The organism is Streptomyces sp. C1-1 (assembly GCF_050214755.1).
GTDB lineage: Bacteria > Actinomycetota > Actinomycetes > Streptomycetales > Streptomycetaceae > Streptomyces.
Map to the genome: position 1 here is coordinate 611485 of NZ_CP189826.1, position 16826 is coordinate 628310.

The following is a 16826-nucleotide window of genomic DNA, read 5'->3' on the forward strand; positions in this document are numbered from 1 at the left end:
GATGTCGTGCCGTGTCCGGGTCAGCCGAACGGCGAGATCTCGTCGTGGCCGAGCACGGTCAGCTCACCGGTGCTCTCCCGGCGCACCTCCACCGGTCGGCCGGGTTCCGGCGGCTCTCCCGCTCCGCCCCAACGCGCCCTGTACAGCAGGCCGTCGATGGCCACATAGCCCTGCGGCCTCAGCACGGTGCGCACAGTGGCCTGCACCAGGCCCTCCCCTCGGTCACGGCCGCCGACCGACCGCTGCCGGGCTGCGGAATCGCGTCCCCGCCGAGGCGGCGCCCCGCGCTCCTCGCCGCTCTTCCGGCCTGGATTCGGAGCCATCGCGGCGACCGGAACAGTTGACGCATGTGGAGCGGCCGGGTGCCCACGGTGGTCGGCCCGGTCCCGGCGGTCCGGCCTCCCGGACCGCCTCGCCCCACCTCCGAAGGGTCCCTCGACGGAGCCTGTGGCGGTCACGGCGGGTCCGGTGGCGGACGGCTCGGGCACGGACAGTCGGCGGGGACGGCGCGTCCGGCCGACCAGCAGGCCCAGCGCGGTCACCAGGCTCAGCAGCACGGCCAGGATGACGAGCAGGAAGGCGACGTCCCCGGACACCCCGGACTCGGCGCCACCACTGCCGTCCTCCGTCGCACCCGCCATCCCGGGACCGGCGGTGAACAACGAGGTGCGGGCGTCCTGGGCGAGCCCGCGCCGCACGAGGTCGTTCCCGCTGCGCTGGTGGGTCCGTACGACGTCGCAGAAGCCGTTCCGCGGACAGCCGCCCAGGTCCTCCAGTTGTTGCCCGTCACGTTGGGTCAGCCGACTGACCTGGGTGTGCGGCCCGACGATCCGGTCGGCGGCCAGGGCGAGCAGGAGGGTGCCTCCGGAGCCGGTGCGCACTGCGTCCGGCACGATCACGATCAGCTTGCCGCGCAGGCGCTGCATGGCTTCGGACATGGACCGCGGATCGGTGTCCTGCTTGAGCTCCTGGGGCGCCGTTACGGTCACGACGGCCATGTGGTCGCCGGAAGCGGTGGCTCCCCAGCAGCGCACGGCCGCGTCGAAGTCGGTCGTGGGGCAGTGCCCTGCCACCGACCGCGTGGTGCTGTCCTGTGTCACGGGGCGGGTGGTGGCGGGAGGGGGCGGCTCGGGCCGTTCGGCGTCGGCCGGCAGGGCGGCGACCAGCATCAGCACCGAGCCGAGCAGGGCGACACCCACCAGAGTCCGGCCGATCACGGCCCGGCGTGCTGTCCTGGGCCGGTGCGCACGGCGTGGTCGGGTCGGTTCGTGGGTCACAGTCGGAAGACCTCGCGGCAGCGGGCGAACATGGTCGTGGCCTGGTCGACCCAGCCGGATGCGGTGGTGTCGAAGTCGCGTTGACTCATCCGGCACAGCAGCGGCAGGGTGCAGACGCCGGCCAGGTGGGGTTGCTTGCCGCGCACGTTCCAGACCGAGAGGGTCGGCATCAGCTGCTCGATGTTCCAGGCGTTGGCGGCGGCCGCCGCCCGGGCCAGCTCGCCGGGGCCGAGTGTTCGGCCGTTGGTGATGAAGGCGACCAGGAAGCGGCTGGAGGTCGTGACATGGACGTGCAGGTCGTCGGCCGCCGCCTCACGGCGGGTCACGTCGAGGGAGACATGGGTGTCTTCGTCGTGGACGGGGAGACCCGTCGTGGTGGCCCACTGCTTCACCAGTCGGCTCCAATCCGTGTGCAGAAGGAGGTGCGCCAGGTGCGCCTCGTGTTCAGCCGTCACGCCGTGTCGCCTCGATCACCAGGGCGTCGGTGAGCCCGTCGTCCAGCACGGCGTGCGCGTTGCGCGCGAAGTCCGCACCGGCCGGCCCCGCTTCCGGCACCCACACGGTCGGCACCCGCGGCAGGGGGGCAGGCCGCGCCGTCCGGGCAGCAGGGGTGGTCACGACCGCGAGCGTGTCGAGCAGTTCGCCCGGAGACGGACGTTGCTCGGGCCGCCGGGCCAAGCAGGCGGCGACCAGGCGACGCAGGTCGCCGGGGAGCGCGGTGAGGTCGGGCTCCTCGTGCAGGATGCGCAGGAGCAGCTGCGCATTGCTGCCCGGGCCGAATGGGCTGCCTCCGATCGCCGCATAAGCGAGGACCAGACCGAAGGAGAACACGTCACTGGCGAACGCCAGTCTGTTTCCCTGGATCTGTTCCGGCGACATGAATTGCGGGGTACCCAGCAATGCGCCGGGGTCGGTCAGCGGTGGAAGATCCGCCACGTGCGCGATACCGAAGTCGATCACGCGTGGGCCGTCCGCTCCCATCAGGACGTTGTGCGGCTTGAGGTCGCGGTGGATGATCCCGGCGGCGTGAATATCGATCAGCGCCTCCGCAAGACCGGCGCCGAGTTCCCGTATCCCGTCGCCGTCGAGGACACCCTCGGTCCGGACCGCTTCCCACAGGGAGCGACCCGGTACGAATATCGTGGCCAGCCACGGTTCGGCGCACTCCGTGTCGGCGTCCACCACGGGTGCCGTGTACGCCCCGCTCACCTTCCTCGCCGCGGTCACCTCCCGGGCGAAGCGCCTGCGGAAGTCCCGGTTCGCGGCCAGGTCGGCGCGGATGACCTTGACGGCCAGCGGCCGTCCGCCCCGACTGCGGGTGAGATAAACGGCCCCCATGCCGCCCTGCCCCAGAAAATCCAAAACCAGATACGGACCTATTCGCATAGGCATGCGATTTCGTTCCACCGCGCGTTCGATTCCCCCCGAGAGCGGTCACACCTGATGTTTCCGTGCGGACATGGGTCAGCAGGTGCGGATTAGCCAGGAAATTCCTGGCGAATGCCGGTATAGCGTACTGGTGGTGACCGGCTGTGCGCCCGGTTATGCGGAAGAAAGGAAAAGGTGAGCGGTGACTTGCCCTGCCCATTCCCCCGAGCACCTCGTCGAGACCGACGCGACCGAACGTGAGGATGCCGAGCAGTGACTGCTCGGCATCCTCACGCGGTCATGAGCTTGTCGCCGGTCAGGGCTGGATGTTCTCCAGGTCCTCCAGAAGGCTCGGGTGCTTGGGCTCCCAGCCGAGCGCCTGCCGGGTGTACGCGCTGGACGAGGGCTGGTCGCTCGCGAAGATCTGGCCGAGGGGGCCGAAGGTCTCCGCCGGTACCGACTCGACCGGCAGGCCCAGTCGTCGGCCGATGACCGCGGCGATGTCGCGCACCTTGTCCCCCTCGTCGGCCACGGCGTGCCAGGAGGTACCCGCTTCCGCCTGTTCCAGGGCGAGCCGGAAGAGGACCGCCGCGTCGAGCGCGTGCACGGCCGGCCAGCGCTGTGCGCCGTCGCCCGGGTAACCGGACACTCCCGTCCGGCGTGCGATGCCGGTCAACAGGCCGGCGAATCCGCCGGAGCCCTGATGGTGAACCGTGCGCGGCAGGCGTACGGCACTGCTGCGGACCCCGCGCGAGGACAGGCCGAGGACCGACGTGACCGCACGGCCGCGACCGCCGACCGGCCCCTCGGTCATCAGCGGGTCGGCCTCGGTGGAGGCACGGCCGGGTACGTGGGGCGTACCCGAGCAGGTGACGAAGGGGCGGTCGCTGCCGACGAGTTCGTCGCCGAGGGCCGCGAGGGCCGCACTCTCCTCCGCTACCGACTTCGCGAGGGTGTCGGGGCTGCTGAAGTCGTGGTCGAACGCGAGGTGGATCACCCCGTCGGCCCGGGCGGCGCCGGCGCGAAGGGTGTCGAGGTCGGCGAGGGCTCCCCGGAGGGGCTCGGCACCGGCCGCCTCCACCGCCTGCGCGGACGCGTCGGAGCGGGCGAGCGCGAGGACGGTGTGGCCGTTGTCGAGCAGTTCGGCGACGACAGCGGAACCGATCAGACCGGTGCCGCCGGTGACAAAAACGCGCATGGAAAACTCCCCAAGGAGTGATGGGACTCTTGTCCCATCACTCTAGCGCAGTGACGGGACAAGAGTCCCATCACATAGGATGGTGACCATGGGCAGATGGGAACCAGGCGCACGCGAACGGCTCGTCGTGGCTGCCGTCGACCTGTTCACCGAGCAGGGGTACGACGCCACGACGGTCGCGCAGATCGCCGAGCGCGCGGGAGTCACGAAGAGCACCTTCTTCCGGCACTTCCCCGACAAGCGCGAGCTGTTGGTGGCCGGGCAGGAGACGCTGAGCCGGCTGTTGACCGAGGGGATCGCCGACGCGCCCGCCGACGCCAGCCCGCTCGAGGCGGTCGCCGCCGGTCTGGAGCGCGCCTCGAGCGCGATGGGCCCCATGAGCCGCGAGCTCGCGCCTCGCCTGAAGGCGGCCGTCGCCGCCAGCGCCGAACTCCAAGAGCGTGACGCGCTCAAGAGCGTCAGCCTCGCGGCCGCGATGACGACCGCTCTGGTCGCCCGCGGCGTACCCGATCCGACCGCGGCGCTGGCGGGTGAGCTGGGCCTCCTCGCCTTCAAACGGGGGTACGCCCAATGGTCCGAGGGCGACCGTGACGGCGAGAACGAGCTGTCCGGTTACACCCTGGCGGCCCTGGACGAACTTCGTACAGCGAGCGCCTCGTTGGGCTGACCGGCAGCCCTCACCCGCCGCTCACCGCACCCGGAAGACACCATGGGCGCCCCGTTCGGCGTCGCTCATGATGTGGGTGACGAAGGGGTAGTCGCCGGCCTGCGGGAAGGACAGCTCGACGAACCCGCCCGAGGCGGGGGCGAGGTCGAGGACCTGCGCGCCACCGCTTTGCGAACCTCCCCGTCTCAGGTCGTACGCGCCCTCACGGAACACCGTGTCGAACTGGCCGCCCACGACGTGGAAGGCGCCGGGCTCGTTCGGTCCGGCCGCCAGCACCCAGATCCGTACGCGCTCTCCTGTCCTGGCGGTCAGCGGGTCGTGATCGTACTGGTCGGCATAGCCGTTGAAGGCGACCATGTCGTAGTCCTTGGCGGCGACCTTGGCGGCGTCGGCCGTACCGCCCTGCTTGCCGAGGTAGAACTCCGACTGGACCAGCACGTATTCACGGTCCACCGGGGCCAGTTCCGGCGGGTCGATGATCACCGCGCCGAACATCCCGTTGGCGATGTGCAGGGACATCGGCATGGTCGAGCAGTGGTACATCCAGATGCCGCTGCGGGTGGCCGTGAACCGGTACGTCAGGGACTCGCCGGGCCTGATGGTGCGCATCGGCCCGTTCGGCGCGAGCGATCCGGCGTGGAAGTCGACCGAGTGGCCGATCGATCCGTCGTTGACGAGGGTGATCTCGAAGGTGTCGCCGACGCGTCCGCGCAGCACGGGTCCGGGAGCCGTTCCGTCGAAGGTCCACAGCTTCTGCCGTACGCCGGGGGCGACTTCCCTCGTCACCTCCTTCACGGTGATCGTCCTTTTGTGCAGCTGGTGGCCGGCTTCGCCGGTGGCGGGCGGGAGTTGGGCGTCGCGGGCGGTGAAGCCGGCGGCCGGTTCGGCCATCGGGTCGAACGCGTCCGCGGCGGTGTCCTTCGTGGCCGTGGACGCGCCGTGGCCGCTGTGGTCGTGGGTCCTCCCGCCGCCGCCCGGGGCGGAGTTGGAAGCCGTCCCGGTGACGTTCACGGCGAAGGTCATCCCCATCTGCCGGTGGCCGACCATGGAGCACCAGCCGTCGAGGTCGCGGCCGACGACTCCCGCGTCCAGCGTGCCCTTGTGTCCCGGACTGAGCCGGTCGGTGCGGGCGCCGGTCTCCAGCACCAGGTCGTGGGTGTCGGTTCCGGTGTTGTGCAGGGTGATCACCAGACGGTTGCCGGCGGGCACGTCGACGGAGGACGGCGAGAAGCGCATGTTCCGGATCGTCACCACGACTGTGGTGGTGCGGCCGGTCGGCGTCACGGCGCCCCCGTCGGCGTTCGTGGCGGCGGACCGCTCCAGGATCGGCAGCGACCGTACGTCCGCCGCCGCGCCGCCCGCGACGGCCAGCATCACCACCGCGAGCCCCAGGGCAACGCCACCGAGCACCCGGTGCGGCCGCGCCGGGACGTCGGCGGGAGCCGGTGCGGGGTCTCCCTGCGCGGCCCTGCCACGGTCGCGCGTCCCCCGTAGGACCGTCTGCACGAGCAGCACCAGGAAGAACAGCAGCGTCACCAGCAGCAGCACCGAGCACACCACCCGCACCGTCGACGGCACCGGCAGCACGCACAGCAGCAGCGCGGCGTCGGTGACGGCCAGCCGGGCCGGCCAGGCCCGTTCGAGGCTCGCGGTGGCTGCGCGTACGGCGGTGGGGCCGCCGCCCAGGACCACGGGGACGAGGAAACTCAGTGCGCCCAGCAGCACTTGGGCGATCCAGCCCGCGGCAAGCGGCGCGGTCAGCAGCGAGACGCGCTCCCCCACCGTGATCCAGGAGGTCGTGGAGACCAGGATGCCGACCAGGACGATCAGCGATCCGGCGAGCCATCCGCAGCTCGCGGCCACCGACCACGCGGCGAAGGAACGCGGCGCCTTCGCGCGGGCCTCGCGCAGCCAGGGGCGGGCCGCGACGACCAGCCCGGCGGCATAGCCCACCACGCCCGGCGCGGCCAGGGGCGGCGGGCCGAGCAGGGTGCCGGCGACGGCGGCGCCGAGTCCGGTGAGCAGGACGGGGAGGGCGGCGCGGCCGGCCCGTTCCGCGCCGTCCGCCACCCGGGTGCGCAGCATCGTCGGCCACAGGGTGATGAGGGTTCCGGCGACGGTGAGGCCGACCCAGCCCAGCAGGTTGATCGTCTCGTGGGCGACGCGCAGCCGCTCGGGCAGATCACCGGCGAGATCACCACGAGCCATGACGACTCCGAGCGCGGCTCCCACGGGCAGCAGGGCGGAGGCGGCCACGTAGTAGCGCACGGTCATCGAGAACCGGCCGGGCAGCGCTCGCCGCATCAGTCGTACCAGCCACCCGGCGTGCGCCGTGACCGCCGCTCCGACCAGGCAGGCGCCGGCCAGGACGACGTACCACCGCTGGAAGAGCATGCCGCCGATCACGCCGACGGCACCGGCGTTCAGGCAGAGCAGGCGCAGTGCGGCGGGGGCACCCCGGTTGGCCTCGGGCAGCCGCAGGACGGAGGCGGCGAAGTGGCCGGACCAGATGACGATCGCGTTGGTGACCGCCCCGAGCAGCAGCACATGGACGAGCAGCCAGAAGGCGTGCGGCAGGAAGTGGTGGGCGGAGCCGACGGCGGCGAAGAGGGCGAGCCAGACGACCACGATCGCGTTCACGCCGAGATGCCAGCGCGAGCGCGCGGAGCGGCCCGGGGGCTTCGGGGCGGATCCGCTCGCCGGGGAGAGAGACAGGTTCGTGGTCACCGGGAGGTCCTCGGCTCGGAGGGTTCTGACGCGGGAGCGGAGGCCGTTGCAAGCGCCGTCGCGTGCCTGGTGGCGGTGAGGGAGGCGGTGGCCGCCGATACGACGAACAGCAGCACGGCGACGATGTTGAGCACCCCGCCGAGCTGCCACGCGCCCCGGACGTCGCGCAGGTCGCCGACCACCACGCGCAGCGCCAGCGACAGATGCAGCAGCCAGGCCGCCACGGCGAGCGCCGGGTGGTAGGGCAGGGGGCGGCGCAGGACGGCGGGCAGGATCACCGGAGCGTGCGCCATGATCATCGACATCACGAAGCCCAGGAACACGGCGTGCACCACCGCGTCGTACCGCGTCCCCTCGATGACCGGCCCGCTGAGCAGCCACAGCGCGCCCGCGAGGCCCAGCCAGGCGTACCCGGCGAGCAGGCACGCCGCGGTGAAGCGGGGCAGCCCCGTGGAACGCAGCAGCCGGCGGGCAGCATCGTGCGCGACGAGCCAGGCGACCAGGGCGAGCAGCGCGGCACCGAGCAGTACGGTGCCGGTCGCGGGCCACAGCAGGGTGGCGACCACGCCCGCGGTGACCGCACCGACGCAACCCAGGAACGCCGGTTCCGCCGAGGGCGCCAGGACGGCCACCCGAGCGAGTTCCAGCCGCTCCCCCGCGATGGTCAGCACCAGGAACGCCACCAGCCAGGGCAGCATGCGCGGCACGTCGATCCCGCCCAGCCACAGCAGCGCCGCGCCCAGCCCGGACACCGCGCCCGCGGCCTGGGCGATCAGGGCGGCGCTCGGCTGTCGGCGCCAGAAGCGCACGTACAGTGCGACCAGCGCCGCGCATCCGGCGACGAGCAGCAGCCGGGGTACGCGCAGGTCGACCGGGCTGAGCAGCAACAAGCCCCCGGCGCCGAGGCAGCCGGGGGCCGAATAGGCCCAGGGGCGGCCCAGGGCGACGGCGCGTTCCAGAGCGACGAGCGTTCCGGCGAAGCCGAGCACCATCAGTACGCCGTGCACCTGTGGGAGCCGGTCGGTGGTGACCGGGGCCGGAAGACCGAGCAGGCCGAGGGCGGCGTCGAGACCGGCGAGGAGGCACAGCCCGGCGGCGAGCAGCAGGGGTGCGCGGCGGACGCCGACGCGTCTGGCGGCAGTGGCGCCGGGGGCGGGGCCGGATGCCGGGGTCATCGGTGCGCCCCGGGTGTGCCGGACGATGTCGAGTGCCCGGCGTGGTCGTCACCGTCGGCCGGCTCGGTCATGCCCAAGTGCAGTCGGCACGCATCAGGTTCGGCGAACGGCAGCAGCTCCACCCCCTGGGGCGCGCCGCCGAGCGCGGCGAGTCCCGACCGGGCCAGTCCTTCGTGAACACCGCAGATGACACCGGGATGTTCACGTGCGGTCTCCACGAACGGGCAGTGCCGAAGCCGGACTTGGCGTGCGTCCGTGTCCGCTTCCGGCGCGAAGCCGATCTCGTCGAGGAGGTCCACCAGCCGGGTCCGCGCCTCCTTGGGATCCGGCGTCGGCGCCTGCCCGGCGGTGAGGACACGCCCCCAGTCCTCGCCGGCGGCGAGGGCGTCCCGGCGCGGATCGGAGCTGGAGCGGGCGATCTGCGCGGCGAGGACGGCGGCGAGCCCGGCGTATTCGCGTGCGGGTGACTCCTGCGGCGGGCGGGCCCGGTAGCGGAAGGCGGGCCGGCCGCGCCCGGAGGGGCTGGAGCGCTCACGGACGGCGAGGCCGTCGTCGACGAGGGCGTCCAGGTGTTCGCGGACGGTGTTGACGTGCAGCGCGCACACCTGGGCGAGCGCGCTCGCGGTCACGGGGGCGGCCCGGCCGCGCAGGTGCTGCAGCACACCGCGGCGCTGGCGGGACAGCGGTACGCGGTTCGTTCCGCTGCCGGGAAACGGCCCGTTATTTTCCACGGTCATGTCCGTAGTATATTGCAGTCACGGGCCCGGCCTGCACGAGGACGGGCTGCCGGCCGTCGGAAGGACGACGCTCATGAGCACCCTGACCCTCGCATCGGACCCCCGGGACGCGGCGGCCGTCGAAGCCGTCGAGGCGCATCACGCGCAGCTGGCGGGTGACCTGGCCGGGCGGGTCGCGATACTGGTCGAGGCCGCGGACCGCGAGCCGGCGGCGGCCGACCGAGTCCGTACGGAACTGGTCGCCTTCTGCGACCGTGACCTGCTGCCGCACGCGGCGGCCGAGGAGGAGACCCTCTACCCCGTCGCCCACGACCTGCCCGCCGCCCGCCTCCTGATCGACGGCATGCTCGCCGAGCACCGCAGGCTCGCCGCGCTCGTCGACGCGCTGCGCACCGCCACTTCGGCCGTGAAGGCGGCGACCGACGGCCGGGCGCTCCAGGTGCTCTTCGAGGAGCACCTGGAGAAGGAGAACACCCTGGTCCTGCCCCTGCTGGCCGGCGCCCCCGACATCTCCCTCTCCGAACTTCTCGCGGGCATGCACGAGCTCCTCGGCCACGGTCATGAACACGGCGCCGAGGGCGAGGCGGCCGCGAAGGGTGGCGGCTGCGGTGGTGCCTGCGGCTGCGGCGGCTCCGACGAGACCGAGGTACCCGAACTGGACGTCCGCGAAGTCCCCCACTCGCTGAGGCACGCCACGGTGTTCGGCGCGATCGCCGCAGTGCCCTCCGGGCAGTCGATGGTCCTGGTGGCACCGCACGACCCGCTGCCCCTGCTGGCCCAGATCGAGGACCGCCACCCGGGCGCCTTCGCGGTGGAGTACCTCCAGCGCGGCCCGGAGGCATGGCGCCTGCTGCTCACACATCGCTGACCCGCTCACGGACCGTGGATCACATATCCATCTCGGGGGGCCGCGCACCTTCGCCGGAGTCCGCGCCCACCACGATCTCGGCCGCCCCTCACGGGTCCTCGGTAAAATAGGGCGAGGCGACCGAACACCTGCGTGACCAGGCAGCGCCTTCCCCCCCACACACACAAGAGGCTCGGTCACCGCCTTCCACGCATAGCGACCCATGGCAACACGCTGCGGGGTGTGAGCTGCCCGTTCTGGCCTCATCGTCCGGGGAGGCCTTCGCCGTCCGAACACAGTGACGAGGGATGACCGTGCGAACGAACATCATCCGGCACGAGAGCATGATGCTGAGCTACGACGTGGTCAACGGCTGGGTCGTCGCCGAGATCGACGGTGAGGTGGATGCCCACACCGCCCCCATGATCCGCGAAGCGGTGATCAGGCTCATCGAGGAAGGGCACCGCCACTTCGTCCTGGACCTGGGCTTCGTCACCTTCATGGACTCGATGGGCCTGGGCGCCATGGTGGCCATCACGAAACGCATCCGCGAGAACGAGGGCGCGCTGCGTTTCGCGTCCGTCTCCGGCCGGGTACTCCGGCTCTTCGAGCTCAGCGGTATGCGCGACAGCTACGAGATCTACCCCTCCACGGTGGAAGCGGCGCAGACCGCCCCCTCCCCCGGCAGCCTCGCCCACTGGCCGCATCCGTCCCACGGCTGACCGATCCCGGCTTCGCCGCGTCCGGCGGGCGCCAGGGATCGCCGTACGACGATCTCTTCAACCGGGCCCTCGCTTCCTCGGCACGGCCGGGGAAGCGCCGGCCCAGCCCCATCTCACGCCAGACCCGAGGCCCTGCGGGGCGACCGACGTGCCGGACGGGGTTGCCGCCGTTCAGGGCCGTGGCGCGAGCCGATGCCCTCGTCCTCGCAACCGGCCCACATCGAGGGATCGTACGGCGTGCGGGGAATGAAGACGATCTGTGGCCGCGAGGGGTCCGCAGTCGGCTCCTCGGCCGCCATGCTCTGCCGCAACAGGTCGAGATCCTCGCGTAGATGGTCGGTGTCCACTCGGACCCGGCGGACATCCGCGCCGTTGCCGAGTGGGATCTGAAGCCGATCCACCGCACGGACCAAGTCGTCGAGAGCATGCCGAACGTGTGCCAACTCGTCGTGAACCGACATCGATCCCTCACCTCCGGACGTGTCCGTGACGAAACGTGCCCGCTCCGCCGCGGCGCGCTTGAGCTACGTCCATCCATGGTGACCGGCTCGGCGACGTCCGCGTAGGGGCCGTCAGGCCCATCGGCGAAGGCCGAACAGCCGGGCCGAACGTCGACAGAAGCCGGTCGGCCCGGGGTGCAGCGCGGTTGCAGCGTCGGGGGCTCTAGCGTTCCCGTATCGGACGTGAAAGGAGCCCAGGACCATGCCCGTATCAGTGCCCCTGCGCAGCCTGCTCGGCCTGGCCGACCGGCCGGCGGCGTTCAAGGACTCCGTATTGATCATGATCGACTGTCAGAACACCTACCGGCGGGGTGTCATGAGGCTGGAGGGCGTCGAGGACGCTCTGTCCGAAGCGGCCCGGTTGCTGTCCCGGGCACGCGCGGTCGGTATCCCGGTCATCCACATCAGGCACGACGCGGGAGAGGGATCCCCCTACGATCTCGATGCCGACGTCGGCCAGATCAGCGCCGAGGTGGCTCCCGCCCCGGGCGAACCCGTCATCACGAAGGATCACCCCAGCTCGTTCTTCGGAACCGACCTGGACATCCGGTTGCGGCAGACGGGCCGCCGAGACCTCGTCCTCGTCGGATTCATGACGCACATGTGCGTCAACTCCACGGCACGCGACGCCTTCAACCTCGGGTACCGGCCGACGGTCGTGGCCTCCGCGACCGCCACCCGCGAACTGGCGCGAGCGGACGGCAAGCCGGTGACCGCCACGGAGCTGCAGGAGGCATCGCTGGCGGGGATGGCCGATCTCTTCGCCGTCGTGGTCGGCAGGCCTGACGAGATCCCGGACTGATGGGCCCGGGTGTCACCGACGCCGGGCTCGACAGGAGCCGCGGCACTCACCTCACTCCGTGCCCCGGTTTCCCGGGGTGTGCTCGACGTGGCGGACGTGCGCGTCGGGGCCGGGGAACACGAGAGTCACCTCGTGGGTGTCCGACCAGCGCACGTCGTAAGGGGGCGTTCCGTCCTCGTGGTGGAGTCCGACTATCTCGCCGTCGCGCTTGGTGACTCCGGTGGTCGGGCTTTCGACGACAAGTACGTCACCGAGTTCAGCTCGCATGATCGTCACCCGCTTCCTCGAACCGGTCCTACGTCCAACGTGACACGCGTCGGCTGCGGCCGCATGGGCTCAGGAACCCTGACCAAAGGGACCGGACGGACCTGTTTCCGGGCCGTCCGGCCCTGAACAGGTCCTGGGTGGCTCTCCTGCCTGCGAGCCGCCGCTGACACGCTTGACATGTGACCGCTTCGGTTGCCGCGGAGGGAGGACGACATGCAGCACCGTACTGTTGCCGACCTGATGACCCATGACGTCGTCCGGGCCAGGCACGACACACCGTTCAAGGAGATCGTCGAACTGCTGGCCGCGAACGGCATCACCGCGGTACCCGTGGTGGATGAGATGGACCACCCCCTGGGCGTGGTGTCCGAGGCCGACCTGCTGCGCAAGTGTTCCGCCCAGAACGACCCGTCCAGCCGGACGTCGCTGCCGCACCTGGAGACGTGGGAGCGTGCCAAGGCCGAGGGCGCCACCGCTGGGGAGCTGATGTCGGCTCCCGCCGTCTGTGCGCGTCCCGAGTGGACCGCGGTCGAGGCGGCACGCCTGATGGCGCTGCGGAACATCAAGCGTCTGCCCGTGGTGGACGAGGCGGACCGGCTGGAGGGAATCGTCAGCCGCGGCGACCTCCTGCGGATCTTCCTGCGCCGGGACGACGCCATCCGCGACGAGATCACCCAGGACGTACTGCGGCGGACGCTCCACCTCGCACCCTCGGAGGTGATGGCCGAGGTGCACGAAGGGAAGGTCACCCTGGAAGGATCCGTCGAGTCGAGCAGCCTGATCCCCATCATTGAACGGCTGTGCCGCAACGTCGACGGCGTGGTCTCGGTCTCCGCGCATATCGGCTTTCGAAACGCTTCCCGGACGGCTCCTACCAATAACTGAGCGTCTTCGTCTCCAGGCGGCAAAGATCAACAAGCCATAACCGGAAGGGCTCGTCTTCGTTGATCGAATGCGGGTGACTGCCCGCGACCATGTCTGGAAGGCAGAGACCCATGAGATATGCCACTCGAAACGGTGTGATCGCCCTTGCCGTCGCCTCCGGGGCGATGGCCGTGGCGGGACCGGCGTATGCCGACTCCGCGGCCGACGGTTCGGCGACCGACTCGCCCGGGCTGATCTCCGGCAACACCATCCAGCTCCCGGCACACGTTCCGGTCAACGCGTGCGGGAACACGGTGAACGTGGCAGGACTTCTCAACCCCGCGGCGGGCAACACCTGCACCAATCAGCCCGCCGAGACCGCTCGGTCCGCGGCGTCCGTTGGTGCGACGGCCTCCGGCGATGAGCATCACTCACCGGGCGTCGTCTCCGGCAACGGCGTGCAGCTGCCCCTCCACCTCCCGGTCAACGCCAGTGGCAACTCCGTCAACGCGGTGGGCATCGGCAACCCGGTGTTCGGGAACCACTCCACGAACACGTCCCCCGACCATCCCGCGCCACCGACCACGATCACTACGCCCAGCGGTGTGAAGCCGCCCGCCCAGGACGCACCGGCGGTCCCGGCCGAGCCACCCATGAAGCCGGAGCCGCCGCGGGCAGTCGGCTCCGCACCGCAGCAGCATGTCTCAGCCACCCTTGCCCACACCGGCTCGGACGGCACGTTGGCCATGGTCGCCGCGAGTACGGGACTGCTGCTGGGCGGCGCAGCCCTGTACCGCCGCAGCCGCGCCGGCAAGGCACAGTGACGCGTCCGGACCTCAAGTCTCCGTACAGGAAGGACCGTCGGGCTCGTCCCGGCGGGGCCTTCCTCAGCAGGACACCGCGGTGACCGCGGACGGCCCAGGCCCAGCCGGTTGGCGGCCGCTCCACTGGGAGGGACACCGTCCTCTTCCACGCTGTCGAGGAACAATCATGCGAGAACGCGGACGCGTTGTGTGCGGTGATGCATTTCGACGGCCAGTGGTGTGGCGGTGAACATCGAGGAATAGGTGCCCACCACCAGGCCGATGAGGAGGGCGAGGGCGAAGTCGGTCAGGGTGTCGCCGCCGAGGACGACCAGTGCGGTGAGGATGAATGCCGCGCCCATGCCGGTGTTGACGGTGCGCGGCAGAGTCTGCACGAGCGCCTGGTTGGCGATGCGGGCGAAGGGCGTCTCGCGGTCGCGGCGGCCGAGTTCTCTGATCCGGTCGAAGACGACGACGGAGTCGTTGACGGAGTACCCGACGACCGTAAGGAGCGCGGCGAGGAAGACGCCGTCGACGGGCTTGCCGAGCCAGGCGAAGATGCCGATGAGGATCACGACGTCGTGGGCGAGGGCGGCTATCGCGGAGGTTCCCAGCAGCCAGCGGAAGCGGGCCGCGAGATAGATGAGTTGGGCGCCCAGGGCGACAAGGAGGGCGATGAGGGCGCCGTGGCGCAGTTCCTTGCCGAGGCTGGGCCCGATGGATTCGTCGCGGACCTTGTCGGCTCGGCCCGCCAGGTCGGTGACGGTGTCGGTGATGGCGGCGGCCTGGGTGTTGGTGAGGGGCTGGGTGCGGACGGTGAGCTGGTCTTCGCCCGAGGTCTGGACGACGGCCCGGGGGAATCCGGCGTCGGCGAGCGCTGTGCGGGCCCGGTCGGGGTCGACGGGGGCGGCCGTGGAGTATTCGATGAGGCGGCCGCCGGTGAACTCGACGCCGAAGTCGAGGCCGCGCGCGGCGATCCCGGAGGCCGCCAGGACCACGACGGCACCGGAGGCGGCCAGCCATCGGCGCGGGTGCCGCATCAGATTCGGCTTGGTCCGGGTGAGGCGGGCCCGCACGGTGCCGGTGTGGGCCAGTCCGGAGAGGTGGGGACTGCGGCGCAGGCCAGGGTGGGTGAGGGCGTAGTCGGCGAGCGCACGGGTGATGACCAGTGCGCTGACCATGGAGGCGAGGACGCCGATGCCCAGCGTGACACCGAAGCCGCGCACGGGCCCTGAGGCCAGGAAGAACAGAAGGCCGGCGGCGATGAGGGTGGTGATGTTGGAGTCGGCGATCGCGCTGAAGGCTCTGCGGAACCCCGCCGTCAGCGACGACCGCGGGGTGGCACGGTGACGAGAGGCGTACTCCTCGCGGGCGCGTTCGAAGACGAGCACGTTGGCGTCGACCGCCATGCCGATGGCGAGTACGAACCCGGCGAGGCCCGGCAGCGTGAGCGTGGCGCCGAGGCCGGCGAGGGCGGCGTAGGAGATGAGGCCGTAGCAGGCCAGCGCCACGGTCGCCAGGACTCCCACGATCCGGTAGACGACGATGATGATGAACAGCGAGGTCAAAGCGGTACCGATGACGGCGGCCCACGCACTGGCGGTGATGGCCTGCGCGCCGAGGGTGGGGCCGACGGTGCGCTGCTCGACGGTCTCGACCGGTACCGGCAGGGCTCCCCCGTTGATGAGCAGGGCGAGTTCCTTGGCTTCGGTGTCGTCGAACGTACCGGTGATCTGGGTGGAGCCGCCCCTGATCCCGGACCGGCAGGCAACGGACGTGGCGACCTGCGGCGAAGAGATGATCTTGTCGTCCAGAACGATGGCGACGCGACGGGCCGGATCCCCGTCCCCGTGGCAGGCGGCCGCGCCGGTCAGGCCGGCCCACCCCGTCTGTCCCGATCCCTTGAAATCGACGGTGACGTGCCACCCGCCACCGCCCTGCTGATCGAAACCGGCTGCGGCCTTCTCGACGTCCCTGCCCGTCAACGAGGCCGCCTGAAGGCGCAGCAGTCGGCCGGACTCGTCGGCCATGACCTGCTCACGGGGCCGTTTGGACAGCGGTTTGGGCACGTCCTGGTCATCGGTCGCCGTACCGAGTACCTGGTGGAAGGTGAGCTGGGCGGTGCGGCCGAGCACGTCGGCCGCCTTCCTGGGATCTTGCAGGCCGGGCAGTTCGACGACGATCCGGTCGCTGCCGGAGCGGGCGATGGTCGGTTCGGCGACACCGAGTGCGTCGATACGGCCGCGCAGCACTTCCACGGTGCGGTCTGTGGCCTCGCCGTCCGCATCGACCGCAGCGGTGGGGCGGGTTTCCAGCACGATCCGTGTGCCGCCTCGAAGGTCGAGTCCGAGGTGGACGGGCACGGTGATGGCGACGTACAGGGACAGGGCGACGACGGCGAGGGCGATCAGTCCTCTGATGTGCGGGGATCGGGTCACAGCGTGCCTCCGGCAGGCATACCGCGGCCAGGGCAGTGACCACGGGTGAGAAAGGGGAAGGTGACAGGAAGGTTCAGATGCCGGAGAGCGAAGGTGGTGCCCGCACCCCGTGACGGTGCGTCGGCGGCTCCGATGCAGCGTGGCGCGCCGCCCATGCCGTGGCGTGCGCCGCCCGGAGCGAGCCGGCCGCCACTTCGCCACTTGACGCGCCCGGGGCGGCGACCGGCGGAGCATGACGCTCGCCGGTGGCATTCCGGTGGCTGAGCACGGCGGCGGTGGAACCGTCCGGGTCCGCATCGCCCGCGTAAGGCCCGCCGTGACGGACGGGAGTGTCCGCCGAAGCGGTCCCGGCCGCGAGCACCGGGCCGCCCGGGACACGAGCGTCCGCAGCGCTCACGGAAGGCGGACTGAGCGGCGTGAACAGGGAACACGGA

General features: G+C 71.2%; 15 protein-coding genes and 1 pseudogene. 6 read left to right on the forward strand and 10 right to left on the reverse strand.

Annotated features, from left to right (window positions below):
- Positions 1-20: 20 nt before the first annotated feature.
- The 4 genes from ACQF4J_RS02615 to ACQF4J_RS02630 form a co-directional block, all read right to left on the reverse strand.
- Entirely contained in the window at positions 21-1217 is a 1197-nt protein-coding gene (locus ACQF4J_RS02615) for a hypothetical protein (protein WP_351800903.1), read from the reverse strand.
- Between the two features lie 56 nt (positions 1218-1273).
- On the reverse strand, positions 1274-1732 hold the full coding sequence (locus tag ACQF4J_RS02620; protein ID WP_351567799.1) for a hypothetical protein: 459 nt from the start codon (positions 1730-1732) through the stop codon (positions 1274-1276).
- Positions 1722-2669 (reverse strand): serine/threonine-protein kinase, encoded by a 948-nt coding sequence (locus ACQF4J_RS02625; RefSeq protein WP_427164402.1) that lies wholly within the window; start codon positions 2667-2669, stop codon positions 1722-1724. The genes ACQF4J_RS02620 and ACQF4J_RS02625 overlap by 11 nt, the downstream gene beginning before the upstream one ends.
- A 292-nt stretch (positions 2670-2961) precedes the next feature.
- On the reverse strand, positions 2962-3843 hold the full coding sequence (locus tag ACQF4J_RS02630; protein WP_427164403.1) for an SDR family oxidoreductase: 882 nt from the start codon (positions 3841-3843) through the stop codon (positions 2962-2964).
- Between the two features lie 88 nt (positions 3844-3931).
- On the opposite strand from ACQF4J_RS02630, the gene ACQF4J_RS02635 reads away from it, so the two are divergent.
- Positions 3932-4510, forward strand: coding sequence for a TetR/AcrR family transcriptional regulator (locus ACQF4J_RS02635; protein ID WP_351567788.1), 579 nt, complete (start codon positions 3932-3934; stop codon positions 4508-4510).
- 21 nt (positions 4511-4531) lie between these two features.
- On the opposite strand, the gene ACQF4J_RS02640 is transcribed toward ACQF4J_RS02635, so the two are convergent.
- Genes ACQF4J_RS02640 through ACQF4J_RS02650 form a run of 3 tightly spaced genes read right to left on the reverse strand, consistent with a single transcriptional unit; the run spans position 4532 to position 9149 of the window.
- A complete protein-coding gene (locus ACQF4J_RS02640) occupies positions 4532-7237 on the reverse strand; it encodes a multicopper oxidase domain-containing protein (RefSeq protein ID WP_427164405.1) in 2706 nt (901 codons plus the stop codon).
- On the reverse strand, positions 7234-8412 hold the full coding sequence (locus tag ACQF4J_RS02645) for a hypothetical protein (RefSeq protein ID WP_427164406.1): 1179 nt from the start codon (positions 8410-8412) through the stop codon (positions 7234-7236). The genes ACQF4J_RS02640 and ACQF4J_RS02645 overlap by 4 nt, the downstream gene beginning before the upstream one ends.
- Complete coding sequence (locus ACQF4J_RS02650) at positions 8409-9149, reverse strand: helix-turn-helix transcriptional regulator (protein ID WP_427164407.1); 741 nt, start codon at positions 9147-9149, stop codon at positions 8409-8411. The genes ACQF4J_RS02645 and ACQF4J_RS02650 overlap by 4 nt, the downstream gene beginning before the upstream one ends.
- Before the next feature lie 73 nt (positions 9150-9222).
- Between ACQF4J_RS02650 and ACQF4J_RS02655 the strand changes: the two genes are divergently transcribed.
- Both ACQF4J_RS02655 and ACQF4J_RS02660 read left to right on the forward strand, forming a co-directional pair.
- On the forward strand, positions 9223-10017 hold the full coding sequence (locus ACQF4J_RS02655) for a DUF2249 domain-containing protein (protein ID WP_427164408.1): 795 nt from the start codon (positions 9223-9225) through the stop codon (positions 10015-10017).
- Between the two features lie 287 nt (positions 10018-10304).
- Positions 10305-10718, forward strand: coding sequence for an STAS domain-containing protein (locus ACQF4J_RS02660; protein ID WP_351567774.1), 414 nt, complete (start codon positions 10305-10307; stop codon positions 10716-10718).
- A 113-nt stretch (positions 10719-10831) separates the two neighbouring features.
- Here ACQF4J_RS02660 and ACQF4J_RS02665 read toward each other — a convergent pair whose 3' ends face one another.
- Positions 10832-11179, reverse strand: coding sequence for a hypothetical protein (locus ACQF4J_RS02665; RefSeq protein WP_427164409.1), 348 nt, complete (start codon positions 11177-11179; stop codon positions 10832-10834).
- A gap of 241 nt (positions 11180-11420) precedes the next feature.
- On the opposite strand from ACQF4J_RS02665, the gene ACQF4J_RS02670 reads away from it, so the two are divergent.
- Positions 11421-12020 (forward strand): cysteine hydrolase family protein, encoded by a 600-nt coding sequence (locus tag ACQF4J_RS02670; RefSeq protein WP_427164411.1) that lies wholly within the window; start codon positions 11421-11423, stop codon positions 12018-12020.
- 78 nt (positions 12021-12098) lie between these two features.
- On the opposite strand, the pseudogene ACQF4J_RS02675 reads toward ACQF4J_RS02670, so the two are convergent.
- Positions 12099-12287 (reverse strand): annotated as a pseudogene (locus tag ACQF4J_RS02675) (DUF1918 domain-containing protein); the annotation flags it as partial.
- 213 nt (positions 12288-12500) lie between these two features.
- On the opposite strand from ACQF4J_RS02675, the gene ACQF4J_RS02680 reads away from it, so the two are divergent.
- Positions 12501-13172, forward strand: coding sequence for a CBS domain-containing protein (locus tag ACQF4J_RS02680; protein ID WP_351567765.1), 672 nt, complete (start codon positions 12501-12503; stop codon positions 13170-13172).
- A gap of 110 nt (positions 13173-13282) precedes the next feature.
- Positions 13283-13975 (forward strand): chaplin, encoded by a 693-nt coding sequence (locus ACQF4J_RS02685; RefSeq protein WP_427164412.1) that lies wholly within the window; start codon positions 13283-13285, stop codon positions 13973-13975.
- Positions 13976-14139: 164 nt separating this feature from the next.
- On the opposite strand, the gene secD is transcribed toward ACQF4J_RS02685, so the two are convergent.
- Positions 14140-16392, reverse strand: a complete 2253-nt coding sequence (secD, locus tag ACQF4J_RS02690; protein WP_427164413.1) for a protein translocase subunit SecD — start codon at positions 16390-16392, stop codon at positions 14140-14142.
- Positions 16393-16826: the final 434 nt, after the last annotated feature.

Excerpts from the sequence above, each read along its gene's own strand:
- ACQF4J_RS02625 (WP_427164402.1), bottom strand. The coding sequence starts at position 2,669 with ATGCCTATGCGAATAGGTCCGTATCTGGTTTTGGATTTTCTGGGGCAG.
- ACQF4J_RS02630 (WP_427164403.1), bottom strand. The coding sequence starts at position 3,843 with ATGCGCGTTTTTGTCACCGGCGGCACCGGTCTGATCGGTTCCGCTGTC.
- ACQF4J_RS02635 (WP_351567788.1), top strand. The coding sequence starts at position 3,932 with ATGGGCAGATGGGAACCAGGCGCACGCGAACGGCTCGTCGTGGCTGCC.
- ACQF4J_RS02645 (WP_427164406.1), bottom strand. The coding sequence starts at position 8,412 with ATGACCCCGGCATCCGGCCCCGCCCCCGGCGCCACTGCCGCCAGACGC.
- ACQF4J_RS02650 (WP_427164407.1), bottom strand. The coding sequence starts at position 9,149 with ATGACCGTGGAAAATAACGGGCCGTTTCCCGGCAGCGGAACGAACCGC.
- ACQF4J_RS02655 (WP_427164408.1), top strand. The coding sequence starts at position 9,223 with ATGAGCACCCTGACCCTCGCATCGGACCCCCGGGACGCGGCGGCCGTC.
- ACQF4J_RS02660 (WP_351567774.1), top strand. The coding sequence starts at position 10,305 with ATGACCGTGCGAACGAACATCATCCGGCACGAGAGCATGATGCTGAGC.
- ACQF4J_RS02665 (WP_427164409.1), bottom strand. The coding sequence starts at position 11,179 with ATGTCGGTTCACGACGAGTTGGCACACGTTCGGCATGCTCTCGACGAC.
- ACQF4J_RS02670 (WP_427164411.1), top strand. The coding sequence starts at position 11,421 with ATGCCCGTATCAGTGCCCCTGCGCAGCCTGCTCGGCCTGGCCGACCGG.
- ACQF4J_RS02680 (WP_351567765.1), top strand. The coding sequence starts at position 12,501 with ATGCAGCACCGTACTGTTGCCGACCTGATGACCCATGACGTCGTCCGG.
- ACQF4J_RS02685 (WP_427164412.1), top strand. The coding sequence starts at position 13,283 with ATGAGATATGCCACTCGAAACGGTGTGATCGCCCTTGCCGTCGCCTCC.